Source organism: Streptomyces sp. N50, from assembly GCF_033335955.1.
GTDB lineage: Bacteria > Actinomycetota > Actinomycetes > Streptomycetales > Streptomycetaceae > Streptomyces.
Map to the genome: position 1 here is coordinate 7008843 of NZ_CP137549.1, position 17841 is coordinate 7026683.

General features: G+C 70.1%; 17 protein-coding genes. 11 read left to right on the forward strand and 6 right to left on the reverse strand.

Annotated features, from left to right (window positions below; translation table 11 throughout):
* Positions 1-373: 373 nt before the first annotated feature.
* From R2B38_RS31620 to R2B38_RS31640, 5 genes are all read left to right on the forward strand, one after another.
* Positions 374-898: a CcdC protein domain-containing protein gene (locus R2B38_RS31620; RefSeq protein ID WP_318019253.1), complete on the forward strand. Its 525-nt coding sequence runs from the start codon at positions 374-376 to the stop codon at positions 896-898.
* Positions 895-2046: a sensor histidine kinase gene (locus R2B38_RS31625; protein ID WP_318019254.1), complete on the forward strand. Its 1152-nt coding sequence runs from the start codon at positions 895-897 to the stop codon at positions 2044-2046. The genes R2B38_RS31620 and R2B38_RS31625 overlap by 4 nt, the downstream gene beginning before the upstream one ends.
* Complete coding sequence (locus R2B38_RS31630; RefSeq protein WP_318019255.1) at positions 2043-2729, forward strand: response regulator transcription factor; 687 nt, start codon at positions 2043-2045, stop codon at positions 2727-2729. Before R2B38_RS31625 ends, R2B38_RS31630 begins: the two co-directional genes overlap by 4 nt.
* 69 nt (positions 2730-2798) lie before the next feature.
* Positions 2799-3359 carry a DUF485 domain-containing protein gene (locus tag R2B38_RS31635; protein WP_318019256.1) on the forward strand — a complete coding sequence of 187 codons (561 nt, stop codon included), beginning with the start codon at positions 2799-2801 and terminating at the stop codon, positions 3357-3359.
* Positions 3356-4948 carry a cation acetate symporter gene (locus tag R2B38_RS31640; protein ID WP_318019257.1) on the forward strand — a complete coding sequence of 531 codons (1593 nt, stop codon included), beginning with the start codon at positions 3356-3358 and terminating at the stop codon, positions 4946-4948. The genes R2B38_RS31635 and R2B38_RS31640 overlap by 4 nt, the downstream gene beginning before the upstream one ends.
* A 48-nt stretch (positions 4949-4996) precedes the next feature.
* On the opposite strand, the gene R2B38_RS31645 is transcribed toward R2B38_RS31640, so the two are convergent.
* Positions 4997-5689, reverse strand: a complete 693-nt coding sequence (locus tag R2B38_RS31645) for a response regulator (RefSeq protein ID WP_318019258.1) — start codon at positions 5687-5689, stop codon at positions 4997-4999.
* Between the two features lie 159 nt (positions 5690-5848).
* On the opposite strand from R2B38_RS31645, the gene R2B38_RS31650 reads away from it, so the two are divergent.
* From R2B38_RS31650 to R2B38_RS31660, 3 genes are all read left to right on the forward strand, one after another.
* A complete protein-coding gene (locus R2B38_RS31650) occupies positions 5849-6664 on the forward strand; it encodes an ABC transporter ATP-binding protein (protein ID WP_033283983.1) in 816 nt (271 codons plus the stop codon).
* Positions 6654-7532 carry an ABC transporter permease gene (locus R2B38_RS31655; RefSeq protein ID WP_318019259.1) on the forward strand — a complete coding sequence of 293 codons (879 nt, stop codon included), beginning with the start codon at positions 6654-6656 and terminating at the stop codon, positions 7530-7532. Before R2B38_RS31650 ends, R2B38_RS31655 begins: the two co-directional genes overlap by 11 nt.
* Positions 7533-7608: 76 nt before the next feature.
* Positions 7609-8661 carry an ABC transporter substrate-binding protein gene (locus R2B38_RS31660; protein WP_318019260.1) on the forward strand — a complete coding sequence of 351 codons (1053 nt, stop codon included), beginning with the start codon at positions 7609-7611 and terminating at the stop codon, positions 8659-8661.
* Positions 8662-8732: 71 nt separating this feature from the next.
* On the opposite strand, the gene R2B38_RS31665 is transcribed toward R2B38_RS31660, so the two are convergent.
* From R2B38_RS31665 to R2B38_RS31680, 4 genes are all read right to left on the reverse strand, one after another.
* Entirely contained in the window at positions 8733-9413 is a 681-nt protein-coding gene (locus tag R2B38_RS31665; protein ID WP_318019261.1) for a response regulator, read from the reverse strand.
* On the reverse strand, positions 9410-11089 hold the full coding sequence (locus tag R2B38_RS31670; protein WP_318019262.1) for a sensor histidine kinase: 1680 nt from the start codon (positions 11087-11089) through the stop codon (positions 9410-9412). The genes R2B38_RS31665 and R2B38_RS31670 overlap by 4 nt, the downstream gene beginning before the upstream one ends.
* Positions 11090-11227: 138 nt before the next feature.
* Positions 11228-12166, reverse strand: a complete 939-nt coding sequence (locus tag R2B38_RS31675; RefSeq protein ID WP_318019263.1) for a sucrase ferredoxin — start codon at positions 12164-12166, stop codon at positions 11228-11230.
* A 54-nt stretch (positions 12167-12220) separates the two neighbouring features.
* Positions 12221-13477, reverse strand: coding sequence for a citrate synthase family protein (locus R2B38_RS31680; RefSeq protein ID WP_318019264.1), 1257 nt, complete (start codon positions 13475-13477; stop codon positions 12221-12223).
* A 98-nt stretch (positions 13478-13575) separates the two neighbouring features.
* Here R2B38_RS31680 and R2B38_RS31685 point away from each other — a divergent pair, with 98 nt between their 5' ends.
* The gene (locus R2B38_RS31685) at positions 13576-14751 is read left to right on the forward strand and encodes a citrate synthase/methylcitrate synthase (RefSeq protein ID WP_318019265.1); all 1176 of its coding nucleotides are present in this window, start codon (positions 13576-13578) and stop codon (positions 14749-14751) included.
* A gap of 274 nt (positions 14752-15025) precedes the next feature.
* Entirely contained in the window at positions 15026-15265 is a 240-nt protein-coding gene (locus R2B38_RS31690) for a hypothetical protein (protein ID WP_318019266.1), read from the forward strand.
* Positions 15266-15316: 51 nt separating this feature from the next.
* On the opposite strand, the gene R2B38_RS31695 is transcribed toward R2B38_RS31690, so the two are convergent.
* On the reverse strand, positions 15317-15874 hold the full coding sequence (locus tag R2B38_RS31695; protein WP_318019267.1) for a DUF6082 family protein: 558 nt from the start codon (positions 15872-15874) through the stop codon (positions 15317-15319).
* A gap of 799 nt (positions 15875-16673) precedes the next feature.
* Between R2B38_RS31695 and R2B38_RS31700 the strand changes: the two genes are divergently transcribed.
* The gene (locus R2B38_RS31700) at positions 16674-17834 is read left to right on the forward strand and encodes a GTP-binding protein (RefSeq protein ID WP_318019268.1); all 1161 of its coding nucleotides are present in this window, start codon (positions 16674-16676) and stop codon (positions 17832-17834) included.
* Positions 17835-17841 lie beyond the last annotated feature (7 nt).

Genomic DNA, 17841 nt, shown 5'->3' on the forward strand with positions numbered 1-17841 from the left:
GTTCTGATCCGGGCTCGCTCGGCTTTGATCCGGACTCAATTCTGATCCAGGCCCTGTTCTGATCTGGACTCGGGTCGGACCTGGATCCGGCCCGGCCCGCCCGGGCCGGCTCGGCTCTCCCCGGCTTTGGTCCGGACCCAGCTCGCACCCGAGCCAGCCCAGCTCTGCCCCGCTCGGCCCGGCCCCAGCTTGCACCCGAGCCAGCCCAGTCCCGCCGCCATCGCCCGGCTCCACCCTTGGGTGGAGCCGGGGCGGTGCGGGGATCCACCCACGATCCACCCTGGCGCCGATCTGCCGACCCGCGAATTTCCGTAGCGTCGAAGGCGTCGGCAGCGCTCGCCGCCGACATCCCCTTCCGCTCACGGAGGCTCTGATGTCCGGGCTGGTCAACGCGTTGGTGATCGTGGCCGTCGTCGCGGTGGTGATCGTGCGGCAGTTCCGCGCCCGTCAGATCGACACCGACCGGCGCTGGTGGCTCCTCCCCGTGATCCTCGCCGTCGTGGCGCTGCGCGACCCCCGCATACTCGACGCCCACCACCACACCGAGTCGGCCCTCCTGCTCGCCGTCGAGCTGGTCATCGGGCTGGCCACCGGAGCCGGCTGGGCCTGGACCACGCGGTTGTGGGTCGAGACGGACGGTTCCGTGTGGAGCAAGAGCACCAAGGCGAGCGGGGGCGTCTGGATCGTCGGCATAGCCCTGCGCCTCGGCCTCATCGCCCTGGGCGCGGTCGTGGGCGTGCACCAGAACAGCTCGGCCCTGATGCTCGGTCTCGCGGCGACGCTGCTGGTCCGCTCCGGGGTCCTGGCCTGGCGGGCCCAGTCCTTCACCGGGTCTGCCGGGTCGGCCCCGGCGTACGGTTTCGGCATGGCGAGGCCTGCCCGGAAGGAGCGCGTGTGACGGAGAACGCCTGGACGCGCTGGCCCTCACGGGAGGCGCTGGCCCGAGTGGGGGTCTCACGGCCCCGGCGTCTGCTCGCCTGGGCCGTCCGGCTGCTGGTGATCGGCGTGCTCCTGGGGGGTGCGCTCACCAGCAGCCACGTCCACGGCTGGGCCCTGGCCGCAGGCGCGGCCGGGATCCTGCTGGCGGCGGTCGTCGGCTGGGCGTTCTGGCGCACGACTCTCGCCCACAGGCTCTGGCCGTCGGTGGCGCTCATGGCCGTGCTCCTCGGGATGGCGGTCGGAGGACAGGCAGCAGGTTTCAGGGTTCCGGCCCTCGTCATCTGGTGCGGTTGCGCCGTCAGTTCGCTGGAGCGGCTGCCCATCGCGGTCGCCGTGCCGGTGACCGCGGTGTCCCTCGCGATCTTCGCCGCGGTCAACAACGACGTCTGGCTGACCACCGCGGTCACGACAGCCGGGCTGGCCCTAGCCGGATACACGCTCCGCCTAGACGCCGAGGCCCGGGGCAGCGCCCAGCGGCTGCTCACCCAGGAACGCATGGCGAGAGCGGCCGAGGCGGAGTCCGCCGCACTGGCGGAGCGGGCCCGTATCGCCCGGGAGATCCACGACGTGCTGGCCCACAGCCTCTCGGCCCAGCTCGTGCACCTGGAGGCGGCCAGGCTGCTGATCGAGCGGGGCGCCGACCGGGAGACGATCCTGGAACGGGTCGTGGCAGCACGGGGCATGGCCCGCGACGGTCTGGTGGAGACCCGGCAGGCCCTGTCCGCGCTGCGGGGCGAGATGAGCCCGCTGGAGGACTTCCTGACCGAGATCGTCGATACGACGGGCCGTGCCGAGGTCACTGTTACGGGTGACCGGAGACAGCTGCCCGCCGAGGCCTCGCAGGCCGTGCGCCGGGTCGCTCAGGAGGCCCTGACGAACGTCCGCAAGCATGCCCCGGGCGCCAAAGTACTGCTCACGCTGGACTACGGCGAGCACGAAGTGACCCTGGATGTACGGGACTCGGGCGGTTCGCCGGGCGAACTCACCGGGGCGGGAGGTGGATACGGTCTGCTGGGCATGCGGGAACGCGCCGAGCTGCTGGGCGGTTCGCTGCTGGCCGGGCCGGACGAGGAGGGATTCGTGGTGACGCTGAAGGTGCCTGCATGACGGATGAGGCCGTGAGGAAACCCGCGCGGGTCGTGGTCGCGGACGACCAGACCGTCGTACGGGAAGGCATCGTGATGCTGCTGGGGCTGCTGCCCGGGATCGAGGTCGTCGGCGCCGCCGCCGACGGGGACGAGGCGGTGCGGCTCGTGGCCGAACTCGCCCCGGACGTCGTCCTGATGGACCTGCGCATGCCGCGCTGCGACGGTGTCGAGGCAACCCGGCGGATCCGCGCCGAGCACCCGGGGACGCAGGTCGTGGTGCTCACGACGTTCGCGGACGACGCCTCGCTGTTCCCGGCGCTGCGCGCGGGGGCGCGTGGCTATCTCACCAAGGACGCGGGCGGCGACGAGATCGTACGGGCCGTGGAGAGCGTGCTGTCGGGGGACGCGGGGCTGTCGCCGAGCATCCAACGCCGGTTGCTGGAGCGCCTGTCGGAGCCCGAGCCGCAGCCGGCGTCGGAGTCGGCCGAGCCGCCGGACGGGCTCACCGCGCGGGAGACGGAGGTGCTGCTGCTGATCGCCGAGGGCCTGACGAATCAGGAGATCGCCCGCACACTGCATGTCTCCACGGCGACGGTGAAGACCCACATCAACAACCTGTTCGCCAAGACGGGGCTCAAGGACCGTGCGCAGGCGGTGCGTTACGCCTACGGGAAAGGACTGGTGCGGCCACCAGCGAGTTGAGTCACCTGATGGGGTGAAGAGACCGGAGAAGAAGAGTCGGGGATCTTCCCGTTCTGTCCATCCTTGGGCATGCAGTCAAGCAACGGTCGTCCCCGCGGTGGCGGGAGTGGTCACGAGAGTCCGGCCGAGAGCCACGAAGGTCATGACCTGACCCCCGCCGAGGCAACCGGAAAGGTGAGGTACCACGACCCCTGGTACGACGCACTCGCCTCCGGCTGGGGCGAGTTGGACGGCACGGGCGGGCCCGCGCCCGAGGTGCCCGCCGCGCGCCGGGAGGACGCGGACCACGCCGTCCGTGCGGGCGACGTGTATCTGGAGGTGCAGCGCAGCGCGGCCTTCCAGGAGGTGCGCGGCCGGTATCTGCGGTTCGTGGTGCCGGCCACCGTCGTCTTCTTCGCCTGGTACGTGGCCTATGTGGTGACGGCGACGACGGCACCCGGATTCATGGCCCGGCCGGTGGCCGGCGCGGTGAACGTGGGGATGGTCGCGGGACTCGGGCAGTTCCTCACGACCTTCCTGCTCACCTGGGCCTACGCCCGGCACGCGCGGCTGCGCAGGGACCGGGCCGCGCTCGAACTGCGCTGGGACACACAGGAACTGACACGAGGCATTCGAGGCGGTACGTCGTGACCGGGAACCATCAGACGCTGGCGCTGCTGCTGTTCAGCGCGTTCATCGCGGTCACCCTCGGGATCACCACCTGGGTGAGCCGCAACCGGCACGGCTCGGAGGAGGAGTTCTACGCGGGCGGGCGGCTCTTCTCCCCGATGGAGAATGGTTTTGCCATCTCGGGTGATTATCTGTCCGCAGCCTCGTTCCTCGGGGTCACCGGGCTCATCGCGCTGTTCGGCTACGACGGCCTGCTGTACGTGGTGGGATTCTTCGTCGCCTGGCTCATGGTGCTGTTCCTCGTCGCCGAACTGGTGCGCAACTGCGGGCGGTTCACGCTCGCCGACGTGGTCGCCGCCCGGATGAGCGAGCGGCCGGTGCGGATCGCGGCGGGAACTTCCTCGGTCACCGTGTCCGTTCTCTACCTGGTGGCGCAGATGGTGGGCGCGGGCAGCCTGGTCTCGCTGCTGCTGGGCGGGACGAGTCCGGCCGCGCGGGCCTGGACCGTCATCGGCGTCGGGGCGCTCATGGTGATCTATGTGTCGATGGGAGGGATGCGGGCCACCACCTGGATCCAGATCGTCAAGGCGGTCCTGATGATGAGCGGCACCATCGCGCTGACGGTGCTGACCCTGGTGCGCTTCCACGGGAACCTGAACCACCTGCTGCTCACGGCCGCCGCGCGCAGCGGTCACGGCGCGGCCTTCCTGGCGCCGGGGCTCAAGTACGGCGGGGACTGGACCGCGCGGTTCGACTTCATCAGCCTGGGTCTCGCGCTGGTGCTGGGCACGGCCGGGCTGCCGCACATCCTGTCCCGCTTCTACACCGTGCCGACCGCACGGGCCGCGCGCCGTTCGGTGGTGTGGTCGATCGGACTCATCGGCGCGTTCTACCTGATGACGATCGTCCTCGGCTTCGCCGCCGCGGCGGTCGTGGGACCGGACACCCTTCGGAAGTCGAACGAGGCCGGGAACACGGCGGTCCCGCTGCTCGCCCTCGATCTCGGCGGAGGCGCCGATTCCACCGGAGGCACCGTCCTGTTCGCGATCGTCGCGGCCGTGGCCTTCGCCACGATCCTCGCGGTGGTCGCCGGGATCACCCTGGCCTCCTCGGCATCCGTGGCGCACGACCTGTACGCGTCGCTGCGGCGCCCGAACGCCAAGCCGCGCAGCGAGGTGGCCGTGGCGCGGGTCGCCGCGGTCGGCATCGGCGTCGCGGCGATCGGGCTCGGCCTCGTCGCCCGGAACCTCAACGTCGCCTTCCTGGTGGGCCTCGCGTTCGCCGTCGCCGCCTCCGCGAACCTCCCGGTGCTGCTCTACTCGCTGTTCTGGCGTGGCTTCACGACCCGCGGCGCCGTGTGGGCCGTATACGGCGGACTGATCCCCGCACTGGTGCTCGTGCTGCTGTCGCCTGTCGTGTCGGGCAGTCCCGAATCGCTGTTCCCGGGCGTCGACTTCCAGTTCTTCCCGCTGCAGAACCCCGGCCTCGTCTCGATCCCGCTCGGCTTCCTGGCCGGCTGGCTCGGCACGGTCACCTCGCCGGAGGTCCCGGACGAGGCCAAGCACGCGGAGACCGAGGTGCGGGCGCTCACGGGGGCCGGGGCCGTGTAGCGGGGCCTGTGTGCCGTAGCCACGCGCGAGTGTGCGGCTGTCGCGCGGCTACGGCGCCACCCAGGCGTAGCGGTGCTCCGGGCGCCCCGTGTCGCCGTACTTGAGGGAGAGGCGGAGGCGGCCGGCCTGTTCCAGGTGGCGGAGGTAGCGCTGGGCCGTGGAGCGGCTCAGGCCGGTCTCGGCGGCGACCTCGTGTGCCGAGAGCGGGTGGCCGGCGCTGTGCAGGACGCCGCAGATCAGGTCGGTGGTCGGTTCCGAGTGACCGCTGGGCAGGCCGGGGGAGGCCGGCACGGTCGTCGTACGCAGGGCGCCGAAGATGCGGTCGACCTGCTCCTGCCCGGCGATGCCCCGGCCGCCGACGCGGTCGACGGTGCGGCGCAGGGCGGCGTACGAGTCGAGGCGGGTGCGCAGCGCGGCGAAGGTGAAGGGCTTGACCAGGTAGTGCAGGGCACCGAGGCGCATCGCCCGCTGCACGGTCGTCACATCGCTGGCCGCGGTGATCATGATGACGTCGGTCGTGTGGCCCTGTTGCCGCATGCGGTGGACGAGTTCGAGACCCGTCTGGTCGGGCAGATAGTGGTCGAGCAGCACCAGGTCGATGGTCCCGCGTTCCACGGTGGCCAGCGCCTGGGCGGCGCTGTGCGCGCGGGCGGTGACCCGGAAACCGGGAACCTTCCCCACGTACTTGGCGTTGATCTCGGCGACGCGGAAGTCGTCGTCCACGACCATGACGTCAATCATTGGGCCTCTTTCCTCAAGGCCAGGCGAGCGTTAAGCCCGTGTTTCGGCTCCGCAGTTGTAGCGCGAGCAAAACGAGCACAACAGGCTCTTGCGAGCAAAAGAACGGCTTGCGCCCAGAAGACTGCTGCTGTGGTCCGCGCCACATCTACGGTCCCGGCCATGAGCGCAGACACCAGCCCCGCCATCGAGCTGCGGGGCGCGAGCAAGACCTTCAGGACCCCGTCGGGGGGTCTGCACACGGCCGTACAGGGGCTTGATCTCACCGTCGGGCGTGGCGAGTTCGTGGCGGTCGTCGGCCCCACGGGCTGCGGCAAGTCGACGACGCTGACCCTCGTCAGCGGGCTGGAAGAGCCCTCCGAGGGCGATGTGCTGGTGGCCGGGGAGCCGGTCTCCGGCGTCGGCGACAAGGTCGGTTTCGTCTTCCAGCAGGACGCCACTTTCCCTTGGCGCACGGTGCTGTCCAACGTCATGGCGGGCCCGCGCTTCCGCGGCGTACCGAAGGCGGAGGCCAGGGCGAAGGCGCGTGAGTGGCTGGCCCGGGTCGGGCTCTCCGCCTTCGAGGACCGCTATCCGCACCAGCTCTCCGGCGGTATGCGCAAGCGCGTCGCGCTCGCCGCGACCTTCGTCAACGACCCCGAGATCCTGCTGATGGACGAGCCGTTCTCGGCGCTCGACGTGCAGACCAGGGCCCTGATGTCGGACGAACTCCTGGAGCTGTGGGAGGGCACCGGTACCTCGGTCGTCTTCGTCACCCACGACCTGGAGGAGTCCATCGCGCTGGCCGACAGGGTCGTCGTGATGACCGCCGGGCCCGCCACCGTGAAGCAGGTCTTCGACATCGACCTGCCGCGGCCCCGCAAGGTCGAATCCGTGCGCCTGGAGCCGCGGTTCATCGAGATCTACCGCGAGATCTGGGAGTCCCTCGGCGAAGAGGTCCGCATCACGCGCGAGAGGGGTGCGGCCAATGTCGCCTGACGTCATGCCCGAGGACAAGGTCGTGCCGGCCGTGACCGAGCCCGCCACCAAGACGGACCGCGCCCATTCACGCGCGCGTGCCGCCCGTAAACGCAAGGTCGGCGTCGGAGCGGCCCGGGTGCTCCTCCTGGTCGCCGTGCTCGGCCTGTGGGAGTGGCTCTCCCGGGCCAAGGTCATCGATCCGTTCAACTTCTCGATGCCCTCGAAGATCTGGGACCAGATCTACACCTGGGTGATGCACGGGACCGCGCTCGGCTCCCTGGGGGAGCAGATCTGGTACACGCTCCAGGAAGCGCTGCTGGGCTGGATCATCGGCGTGATCGCCGGTGTCGTGTTCGGTATTGCTCTGGGGCGGATCGCCTTCCTCGCCGACGTGCTTGGTCCATACATCAAGGTGCTCAACTCCATACCGAGGATCGTCCTCGCGCCCATCTTCATGATCTGGTTCGGACTCGGACCGGCCTCCAAGGTCGCCTCCGCGGTGGTGCTCGTCTTCTTCCCGGTGTTCTTCAACGCCTTCCAGGGCACCCGCGAGGTCGACCGCAACCTGGTCGCCAACGCCCGCATCCTGGGCGCCAGCGACCGCAAGGTGACCCTTCAGGTGGTCATCCCGTCCGCCACCTCCTGGATCTTCACGAGCCTCCACGTCAGCTTCGGCTTCGCCCTCATCGGCGCGATCGTCGGCGAGTACATCGGCGCCACCAAGGGCATCGGCCTGCTCGTCGCGCAGTCCCAGGGCACCTTCAACGCGGCCGGCGTGTACGCCGCGATGGTGATCCTCGCGGTCGTCGCCCTGGTCGCCGAAGGGCTCCTCACCTTCGCCGAGAACCGCATCTTCCGCTGGAAGCCGTCGAGCTCCGACAGCTGAACGGCCCCTCCTGGGGCCCCTGTCGAAGAGCCCTGCTCCCTCCCCGCACCGCACCCTCACAAGGACGTGAACCGCCATGCGCAAAACCGCCAGATACGCCGCCCTGGCCGCCTCGGGCCTGCTCGCCCTCTCCTCGCTCACCGCCTGCGCCAACGACGCGGCCTCCACCGCCTCCACGAGCAAAGGCGACGGCAAGGGCGAGAAGGTCAAGATCATGGTCGGTGGCCTGGACAAGGTCATCTACCTGCCCGCGATGCTCACCCAGCGGCTCGGCTACTTCGACGCCGAGGGCCTCGACGTGGAACTGCTGAGCGAACCGGCCGGCGTCCAGGCCGAGACCGCGCTCGTCTCCGGGCAGGTCCAGGGAGCCGTCGGCTTCTACGACCACACGCTCGACCTGCAGGTCAAGGGCAAGTCGGTCGAGTCCGTGGTGCAGTTCTCGCAGGCGCCCGGCGAGGTGGAGGTCGTCTCCACCAAGGCGGCGGGGAAGGTCAAGTCGGCCAAGGACTTCAAGGGCAAGAAGCTCGGTGTGACCGGCCTCGGCTCCTCCACCGACTTCCTCACCAAGTACCTCGCCGTCAAGAACGGCGTCAATGTCAGCGAGTTCACCCCGGTCGCCGTCGGCGCGGGACCGACCTTCGTCGCGGCGCTCCAACAGGGCTCCATAGAGGCCGGGATGACGACGGACCCGACCGTCGCGACGATCCTCGACAAGAAGGCCGGCAAGATCCTCGTCGACATGCGCACGCCCGAGGGCTCGCAGGCGGCGTTGGGTGGACCGTATCCCTCGTCAAGTCTGTACATGCAGACGGACTGGGTGAACGGCCACAAATCAACGGTGCAGAAGATGGTCAATGCATTCGTCAAGACGCTCAAGTGGATGTCCACCCACAGCGCGACGGCGATCGCCGACAAGATGCCCGCCGACTACTCCCAGGGCAACAAGTTCCTCTACGCGACCGCGATCAAGAGCACGCTGCCGATGTTCACCAAGGACGGCGTGATGCCGGCGAACGGCCCGGAGACCGTCGAGAAGGTGCTCAAGGCGTTCAACCCCACCATCAAGAACGCGGATGTGGACCTCGACAAGACGTACACGACCGAGTTCGTCAAGAACGCGACAGGCTGACGGCCGCGCGGTCGGCGTCCGTATAGGGGGAAGGGGTACGGCCCCTTCCCCCGCCCCCACAGGCCGTGCCCTCAGGCGCGGGTCGCCCACACGTAACGGTGTTCCGGGCGGCCCGCGTCGCCGTATTTGAGTGTCAGCCTGGCCCGTCCGGTGCGCTCCAGGAGCTTCAGATAGCGCTGGGCGGTCTGCCGGCTCACCCCTGTGCGGTCGGCGATCTCCTGGGCGGACAGGGGGCTTTGGGCGTTCATCAGGGACTGGCGGACGAGTTCCGCCGTGGTGGGGGAGTGGCCTTTGGGCAGCCCGGGCTCCGAGGGCGCGGACAGGGCGCCGAAGATGCGGTCCACCTCGGCCTGTTCGGCCTCGCCGCCGCCGTCGAGCGTGCGGCGCAGTTCCGCGTACGCCTCCAGCTTGGCCCGCAGGCCCGCGAACGCGAAGGGCTTGACCAGGTACTGCAGCGCGCCCTGTCGCATGGCCGCCTGTACGGTCGTCACGTCCCGGGCCGCCGTCACCATGATCACGTCTGTCTGGAGGCCGCGTCGGCGCATCTCCTGGACGACCGCCAGGCCCGTCTCGTCGGGCAGGTAGTGGTCCAGGAGGACCAGGTCGAGGCGGGGCAGCGTCTCCAACTGGCGCAGCGCCTCAGCCGCGTTGTGAGCCTCGCCGGCCACGTGGAAGCCCGGCACCTTCTCCACGTAGGCGGCGTTGACCTGTGCGACCCGGGTGTCGTCGTCCACGACCAGGACCTCGATCATCGCGACTCCTCCTCGACGGTGTCCCCGGGGGCGGTGAGAGCGGGTTCCAGACCCGGCTCGGTCAACGCCTCGGTCAGCGCCTCCGGCAGGACGACCACGAACTCCGCGCCCCCGCCGAACGCCTCCGTCACCACCGCGCTGCCCCCCTGCCGTTCGGCGAGCCGACGTACCAAGGAGAGGCCGATCCCGCGCTTGCCATGGGCCGGAGGCTTCTTCGTGGACCAGCCCTCGGTGAAGACCAACTCCCGTTGTTCCTCCGGGATCCCGGGGCCCGTGTCACGTACCCGGAGCACGGCCGTACGTCCCTCCGTCCGCAACTCGACCTCCACGCGTGCGTGCGGTGTGCCCGCCACGGCGTCGAGCGCGTTGTCCACCAGGTTGCCGACAACCGTGACCAGCCCACGCGGGTCGATCAACCGGTCCGGCAGCCAGGTGCGGTCGGAGATCCACAGGGCGACGCCCCGCTCGGCCGCGACGGTCGCCTTGCCCACCAGCAGGGCGGCGAGCAGCGGGTCCTGGATCTTCTCCGTGACCTGCTCGGCCGTCGCCCGGTGATCGCCGACCACCTCCCCGACGAAGTCCACGGCGTCGTCGTACATCTCCAGTTCGAGCAGCCCCAGGAGGGTGTGCATACGGTTGGCGTGCTCGTGGTCCTGGGCGCGCAGGGCGTCGATCAGGCCGTGCGTCGAGTCCAACTCCCGGCCGAGCTGCTCCAGTTCGGTGCGGTCGCGCAGGGTGGCCACGGCGCCGCCGTCGTCAGTGGGCATGCGATTGGTGACCAGGACCCGCTGGCCGCGCACGGCGAGCAGATCGGTGCCGGTCACCCGACCGGCCAGGACGTCGGTCGTACGTCCCTCACCGAGCGCCTCGTCCAGGGAGCGGCCGACCGCCTCGTCGCCGATGCCCAGGAGCCGCCGTGCCTCGTCGTTCAGGAGTCGTATGCGGCCGGTGCGGTCCAGGGCGACGACGCCCTCCCGGATGCCGTGCAGCATCGCCTCGCGCTCCGAGAGCAGCGCCGAGATGTCGGAGAAGGCCAGGTCCCGGGTCTGCCGCTGGACCCTCCGGGAGATCAGCCAGGCCGCCAGCGCACCGACGGCGAGAGCGCCCCCGGCGTACGCCAGCAGCCCCGGGATCGCACTGATCAACTGCGCGCGGACGCTGTCGTACTTGATGCCCACCGAGACCGCCCCGACGACCGTGCCGTCGGCGTCCCGCAGGGGCACCTTGCCGCGCGCGGAGCGCCCCAGGGTGCCCTTGTCGATCTCCTTGACCTCCTGGCCCGCCAGGGGCTGGCCGGGAGACGTCGACACGAACCGGCCGATCTCGCTCGGTGTCGTGTGCGACCACCGCATGCCCCGCCAGTCCATCACCACCACGTACTCGGCCTTGGTGGCCTTCCGGATCCGCTCCGCCTCCCGCTGCACAGGTCCGTCCACGGTCGGAGGGGTGTTCTGGATGTCCGAGACGATCCGCGGCTGCTGCGCGGTGGTCTGGGCGATGGCCAGGGCGCGGTTCATCGCCTCCTGGTCCAGCTGCTTGCTCAGCGGTGCCAGGAACAGCCCGGTCGCCAGGACCGCGACTCCCGCGGCGATCGCCAGCTGCATCAGCAGCACCTGCGAGAACACCCGCCGCGGCAGCCCGAGGCGACGGCGGCGTGCGGGGGGAGTGGGGCTCATACCTCTGACGGTACGTGGCTGGACGGGGGCTGCCCCAGGGGTGTGGCGTGGATCTCTTGACCATTTCTTGGGAAAGGCGGCCTCCAGTAGAGGGCGATTTCCTACGGAAGCCGGTCGGGTTCCCCGGTGCCGGGCGGGTCAGCCCGCCAGTGCCGTCGTCAGCTCGCGCACCGCCACCACGTCCATCCGCGCCGGGGCGCCGAGGACCGACGCCCCGCAGCTCTCCGGGCGGGGCGGAAGCGATGCCCCCTGGGCGACGATCACGCGCCAGTGGCGCCCGTCGGTGTGCGCGACGGTCACCTCCCAGCGCGGTGCTGCGCCGTCCGTCCGTACGACGCTCAGGGCGTCCATCGCGTACTCGCCCGTCGCCGTCCGCACGGCCAGCTCCGCCGCCTGTCCGGGTCGTTCCCAGGCCGAAGCGCCCCGGCAGCCCTCGACGACCACACGGCCCTCCTGGACGCCCTGGAGGATCTCCTTGATGCCGTGTGCCTGGACCCGCCCGTACGCGTAGCCGTACGGCAGGACGAGCACCGTCGGCGAGAAGCGGTGGCCGCCCAGGTGGGTGACCTCCCAGGCGCCCTCGACCCCGGAGGCGGCCAGTTCGGCGGCGAGGGGACGGCCCAGGAGCGCGCAGCAGCGGTCGCGCTTGCCGTTGGTGCAGACGAGCGCGAGCGGGTCACCGGTGTGGGCCCGCCCGCCGAGCGCCGTGCCGAACGAGCGCGGGTCGCCCGCGCCGAGGGCGGCGAAGTCGAGGGCGAGCAGCTGCCCCGGGTCCTCGGTCGTGGCGCTGTGCAGCCATGCGTTTCCGGGAACGGTGTGGGCCGCGTACACCTGGCGCACCCGTGACGGCGCGGGGTCCGCGTGCCGTCCGGGGCGCCGGATGAGCGCGATCCGTACGCCCGTGTCCGCGGCGGCCGCTTCCAGGGCACGCCCCAGCGCGGGGTCCAGGTGGCTCGAAGTGAGCGCTTTGGCACCCCAAGGACCGGGCTGTTCCAGCAGCAGCCACGTCGTCGCCGTGGCCGCGGTTCCGGAAATGGGCTCGTCGAGGTCCCGAGAGACGGTCGCGCACGTACTCACAGAGGTGAGCCTAACCTGACTTGACCCAGGGCGACTTCCGGCCGCGCTCGTGTCCTACTCCGGTAGTGGCTGAGGCGGCCTGGGGCCTACGTAGTGACCGCTGGGCCGCATGCGCAGCGGACGCTCGCCGTACTCCTCCAGGGCGTGCGCGATCCACCCCGCCGTACGGGCGACGGCGAAGACCGTCTCGCCCGCCGTGGAGGGCATCCCGGAGGAGACGGTGAGCACGGCGAGCGCCAGGTCGACGTTGGCGTGCAGCGGGGTGTGGCGGGCGGTGGTGGCGACGATGTCGCGGGCCGCGGCGAGGGCGGGCGCGGCGCCCGGGATCTCCTTCAGGAGGGCGAACAGGGCACGCGCGCGTGGGTCTTCGCCCGGGTAGAGCCGGTGACCTAGTCCGGGGATACGGCGGCCGGCGCGCAGTTCGTCCGCGACCACCGGAGCCGCGGTGCCCTGGTCGAGCACGTCGAGAAGCAGCCGGTGCGCCAGGCCGCTCGCCGCGCCGTGCAAGGGGCCTTCGAGGACTCCCAGGCCGGAGGAGACGGCCGCGTAGGGGTGCGCGCGGGCCGAGGCGGCGACACGCACCGCGAGCGTCGAGGCGGCCAGGTCGTGGTCGACGAGCAGCCCAAGTGCCGTGTCAAGAACGCTCAGTGACGCCTCGTCAGCCGGGTGTCCGCTCAGTCGTGCCCACAGGCGGCGGGCCAGCGGACCCTCGTCGCGATGGGCGCGGCGTACCGGCGGGAGGGCCGCGACGAGGGTGGGGATGAGGATGCGCGCGGTGCCGAGCACCGCGTCCTCGGACAGGTCGAAGCGCAGCGGGTCCGCAGTCGCCGCCGCGATGGCCGCGACCCTCAACCGGTCGGTGGGGCCGGTGTGTTCGGGCAGCGCGTCGACCGCGCGGCGGGCGACGGCGACGGCTGCCTTGGGCGCGGTGAACGTGATCCCGGGGCGCAGTTCCCCGGTCCACAGCCACTCCGCGATCTCCTCGTAGGAGTGCCGGGCGGCCAGCTCGGTCGCGTCGACGCCCCGGAAGTAGTACCGGTCCTTCTCGATGAGCGTGATGCGGGTCCGTACGGACAGCTCGCCCCCGGAGCCCGAACTCCCGCTGCTCTCCCGCCTGTTGCGTCGGGCGAGTGCCTCCACCTCCTTGGCGTCGAAGGTGCTGCCCCGCCCGCCGGGCTCGCGCCTGCTGCTGAGCTGTCCGCGGCTCACGTACGCGTACACGGTGTCGGGCTTCACGCCGAGCAGTTCGGCGGTCTCCTTGGTGGTCAGCCGTCGCTCGGGGTGGCCGGGAGCGGGCTCTTGATCGCGCATGGAGGCCACGGTATCCACTCCTTGCATATATTGATTCAATCAATGTTGACAGAGATTTAGTCAACCATGGACATTTGAATCAAGTCCAGGGAGGAAACATGTCCATCAACAGGGCCGCAGCCACGCGTATCGAGGTTCCGCGGGGACTCGCGGGCGTCGTCGTCACCGACACCCGAATCGGTGACGTCCGGGGGATCGAGGGCTTTTACCACTACCGCCAGTACTCCGCCGTCGAACTCGCGCAGACCCGCGGCTTCGAGGACGTCTGGCATCTCCTCGCCTACGGCGAACTGCCGGACGCGGACCAGAGCGCCGCCTTCGCCGCCGAGACCGCCGCGCTGCGCCGGCTGCCGGACGAGGTGCGGGCCGCGCTGCCCGCGGTGGCGGCGGCGAGCGGGACGTCCGGACCGCTGTCCGGGATGCGTACGGCGCTGTCACTGCTCGGTGCCGCGAAGGGCTTCCGGCCGGTGTACGACATCGACCCGGACGCGCGCCGCCGGGACACCCTCGTGGCGTCCGCGGCCGTACCGACACTGCTGACCGCGCTGTACCGGCTGGGTCAGGGTCTCGACCCTGTCGAGCCCCGCGAGGACCTCTCCTACGCGGCCAACTACCTCTACATGTTGACGGGTTCGGAACCGGACAAGCAGCAGGCCAGGGCGATCGAGCAATACTTGATCTCAACCATTGACCACGGATTCAATGCGTCAACCTTCACCGCGCGGGTCATCGCTTCGACGGGGGCGGATGTGGCGGCCTGTCTGGTCGGGGCCGTAGGCGCGCTCTCGGGTCCGCTGCACGGGGGTGCGCCCAGCCGCGCCCTGGACACCCTGGACGCGATCGGAACCCCGGACCGGATCGACCCCTGGATCCGCGAACGCGTCCTCGCCGGAGACCGCATCATGGGCTTCGGCCACGCGATCTACCGCACGGAGGACCCCCGCTCCCGGATGCTGCGCGAGGTCGCCCAGCAGTTCGGCGGCCCACGGGTCGACTTCGCCGTCGAGGTGGAGCGCCAGGTCGAGAGGATCCTCGCGGAGCTGAAGCCGGGGCGCGAACTCCACACCAACGTCGAGTTCTACGCGGGGCTGGTCATGGAACTCTGCGGGCTGCCGCGGGAGATGTTCACTCCTACGTTCGCGGCCGCGCGGGTCGTGGGGTGGAGCGCGAACGTGGTGGAACAGGCGGAGGACTCGAAGATCATCCGGCCGGTGGCTCGGTATGTGGGGGTGGGGGCGCCGGTGGTGGTGCCGGCCGTACCTGGCAACGTTTGATGCGTGCCTGTAGTGAATGCCTTGGCCTGCTCCGCCGGCCCATCGGGGCTCCTCGAATCCGGCCATGGAGAAATCACACCACCGGCCCATAACGAACCCGTCACGTTCCAAGTTGACGCATGCGCCACTGGGGTTGACTCACACGTGATCGCGGAGAGCGACTCCACAAGACGTCGCCCACGCTTCGGAACCGATTGCACCCCACAGGGCTGTTCTCGTGTCCGGAGTCGTCGTGCGCAGAATGTCCAGCCGTGAGAGCCAGAGGGAACCAACAGTGAGCCAGATTGTCCGTCGGATCGGTGTGCCTCCGACCGCCCGGGGGAGTGTCGGGGGAGGCAACTGCCCCGACATCTTCGAGTTGTCCGACGGGAGTTTCGCCGTGATCGGTACCGATGTCACCGACTCGCTAGACACCGAATTGCCTTCCGACGCATCCCGCGCGGATTATGAACGAATCATTGTCATTACCCGTGAAACACTTATTCGCGCCAAGGCGGACATTCCAGACGTCTAGGTTGTGTTCGAAGTGGCCCGGTATCGATCGACTCGGTACCGGGCCGCACGGCTATTCGGCGGGCGGCTCGCCCACCACCCACCATTGGTCTACGTCGGCTTCCTCCAGCTGGCGCAAGAGTTCGTCGACCATACGGCCGAGCTCGGCCTCGTCGGAGCCGTCGCGAATGGTCGCCCGCTGTCCGCTTGTCGCGTACCAGTACTCCCTGACGACGGGATTCTGCAGGAGCCCCCGGACGTAGCCGAAGAACTCTTCGCGACTGATGTTCCCGATCCGGTGGTAGAAGAGCGCGTTGGTGTACAGCGCGTTGGCGAAGAGATACTGACGCCGCTTCTCGGGAGACACCGGATCTTCGAAGACGTCGAGCACTTCGGCCAGTTCCGGGCTGTCGATCGCCTTGCTCAGAAGTTCCCAGTGCAGCCGCTGCTGGTTGGCCAGGTCGGTGTGGTGCTGGGTGAGCGCGGCCTGTTCCAAGTGGTCGAGCCGTAGGCGGAGTGTGTTGAGCGAATGGCGCTGTGCGGCCAGCACGGTGAGGGCCCCTGCCGCCAGGCCCAGGCCTGCAGCCGTGGCGGTGCTCAACCACCTCGTACCGGAATTCTGTGTGGCCATGTCAACCCCCGAATCAGGCGGCCGTCCGCCGGTCGTCGGGTGCGGGTCGACTGATGGGGACCGGCGAGCGATGGGCGGCGCTTGCCGTCTCCCAGAGTGCCGAGCGGCTCTGATCGGCAGGGAGGCGGAGAGGAGGCGCACGGAGGGAAGCGAGGGTCGCACGAACCGGCGCCTTCCCCAACGTCTGCCCCGCAAGTGCTGCTAACAATCGTTCACTTCGCGGCGATTCTTCCGGCTCGTATCCTGGGGCGGCATTCAACCTCCGTACGTGTGCCGGACCGCGAGCCGGTGCACGCGTCGGCGTGAAAGAGGTCGCACGTTGAGCCAGCAGAGCCCGAGCGCAAGCCCGAGCCCGAGCACCGGTCCGGCGCCGGTTCCGAATACGGATCCGAGCCTGCCCACGACCTCGGCTCCGAGCCGGAATCCACCCCAGGTTCCTACTCCGGCCCCAACCCCGATTCCGGCCCTGGTCCCGGCTCCGGACCTGACCCCAGCTCCAGTTCCAGCCCCGGCTTCGGCTCCAGTTCAGGCCTTGGCTCAGGCCCCGGCTTTGGCCCCGGCTTCGGCCTCGCCTCAGGCCTTGGCTCCGGCTCAGATCCCTGCCCTGGCTCCCGCTCCCGCTCCTGCTCCTGCTCCCGCCCCCGCTCCCGCCCCCGCTTCGTCCCCGGCTCCAGCCCCGGACACGTCCTCGGCTTCAGTTCAGGCCCCGGCCCCGGCTCCGGCTCAGCCCCCGGCCCCGAACGCAGACCTGACCCCGGCTCCTGCCCAGACACCCGCCCCCGCCTCGGACCTCACCTCGATGCCGACCCCCCAACAGATCCCCGTCCTCGTCCTCGCCGGATTCCTCGGCTCCGGCAAGACGACCCTCCTCAACCACCTCCTGCACCGCAGCGGAGGCAGCCGTATCGGCGCGATCGTCAACGACTTCGGGGCGATCGAGATCGACGCGCTGGCCGTGGCCGGGGCGCTCGGCGACTCGACCGTGTCGCTCGGGAACGGGTGCCTGTGCTGTGCGGTCGACGCCAGCGAACTCGACGTCTACCTGGAGCGGCTCGCCCGGCCCGCCGCCGGAATCGACGTCATCGTCATCGAGGCCAGCGGACTCGCCGAACCGGAGGAACTGGTGCGCATGCTGCTCGCCAGCGAGCACCCGGGGATCGTCTACGGCGGGCTCGTCGAGGTCGTCGACGCCGCCGAGTTCGACGACACGCGCGCGAAGCACCCCGAGATCGACCGGCATCTCGCCCTCGCCGACCTCGTCGTCGTCAACAAGCTGGACCGGGCGGCCGACGCCCCGCGCGTCCTCGGCCTCGTCCGCTCGCTCACCGACCGCGCCGCCGTCGTACCCGCCACCTACGGTCGTATCGACCCTGAGTTCCTCTTCGACTGCCGGCCGAACGAGGAGCGCGTCGGGCAGTTGACCTTCGACGACCTGCACGAGCACGTGGGTGATGGTCATGGCGGCGATGCGCATGCCGACCACCTCCACGCCGCCTACGACAGCCTCTCCTTCGCCTCCGACTCACCCATGGACCCGCGCAGGCTCATGGCGTTCCTGGACAGCCGGCCCGAGGGGCTCTACCGCATCAAGGGGTACGTCGACTTCGGCGCCCACGATTCACGGAACCGGTACGCCGTGCACGCCGTAGGACGGTTCCTGCGCTTCTATCCCGAGCCCTGGGGCAGTGGTGACGCCCGGCTGACCCAGCTCGTGCTCATCGGCACCGGCCTCGACATGCCCGCTCTCGGCAAGGAGCTGGAGGCGTGCGGAGACGGCGACGCCCCACACGCCGACGAGCGCGGCATGTGGGGCGTCCTCCGTTACGTACAGGAAGCGGAGTCGGACCAGGAGGCGGGCCAACACCCCGGATTCGAGCCGGAGTTGGACGCGGATCCGGAACCGGACGTAGACCTAGGTCCGGAACCGGACGTAGACCCGGATCCGGAACTGGACGACTGACGGCCGG

Excerpts from the sequence above, each read along its gene's own strand:
- R2B38_RS31620 (WP_318019253.1), top strand. The coding sequence starts at position 374 with ATGTCCGGGCTGGTCAACGCGTTGGTGATCGTGGCCGTCGTCGCGGTG.
- R2B38_RS31630 (WP_318019255.1), top strand. The coding sequence starts at position 2,043 with ATGACGGATGAGGCCGTGAGGAAACCCGCGCGGGTCGTGGTCGCGGAC.
- R2B38_RS31635 (WP_318019256.1), top strand. The coding sequence starts at position 2,799 with ATGCAGTCAAGCAACGGTCGTCCCCGCGGTGGCGGGAGTGGTCACGAG.
- R2B38_RS31645 (WP_318019258.1), bottom strand. The coding sequence starts at position 5,689 with ATGATTGACGTCATGGTCGTGGACGACGACTTCCGCGTCGCCGAGATC.
- R2B38_RS31650 (WP_033283983.1), top strand. The coding sequence starts at position 5,849 with ATGAGCGCAGACACCAGCCCCGCCATCGAGCTGCGGGGCGCGAGCAAG.
- R2B38_RS31655 (WP_318019259.1), top strand. The coding sequence starts at position 6,654 with ATGTCGCCTGACGTCATGCCCGAGGACAAGGTCGTGCCGGCCGTGACC.
- R2B38_RS31660 (WP_318019260.1), top strand. The coding sequence starts at position 7,609 with ATGCGCAAAACCGCCAGATACGCCGCCCTGGCCGCCTCGGGCCTGCTC.
- R2B38_RS31665 (WP_318019261.1), bottom strand. The coding sequence starts at position 9,413 with ATGATCGAGGTCCTGGTCGTGGACGACGACACCCGGGTCGCACAGGTC.
- R2B38_RS31670 (WP_318019262.1), bottom strand. The coding sequence starts at position 11,089 with ATGAGCCCCACTCCCCCCGCACGCCGCCGTCGCCTCGGGCTGCCGCGG.
- R2B38_RS31680 (WP_318019264.1), bottom strand. The coding sequence starts at position 13,477 with ATGCGCGATCAAGAGCCCGCTCCCGGCCACCCCGAGCGACGGCTGACC.
- R2B38_RS31685 (WP_318019265.1), top strand. The coding sequence starts at position 13,576 with ATGTCCATCAACAGGGCCGCAGCCACGCGTATCGAGGTTCCGCGGGGA.
- R2B38_RS31695 (WP_318019267.1), bottom strand. The coding sequence starts at position 15,874 with ATGGCCACACAGAATTCCGGTACGAGGTGGTTGAGCACCGCCACGGCT.
- R2B38_RS31700 (WP_318019268.1), top strand. The coding sequence starts at position 16,674 with ATGCCGACCCCCCAACAGATCCCCGTCCTCGTCCTCGCCGGATTCCTC.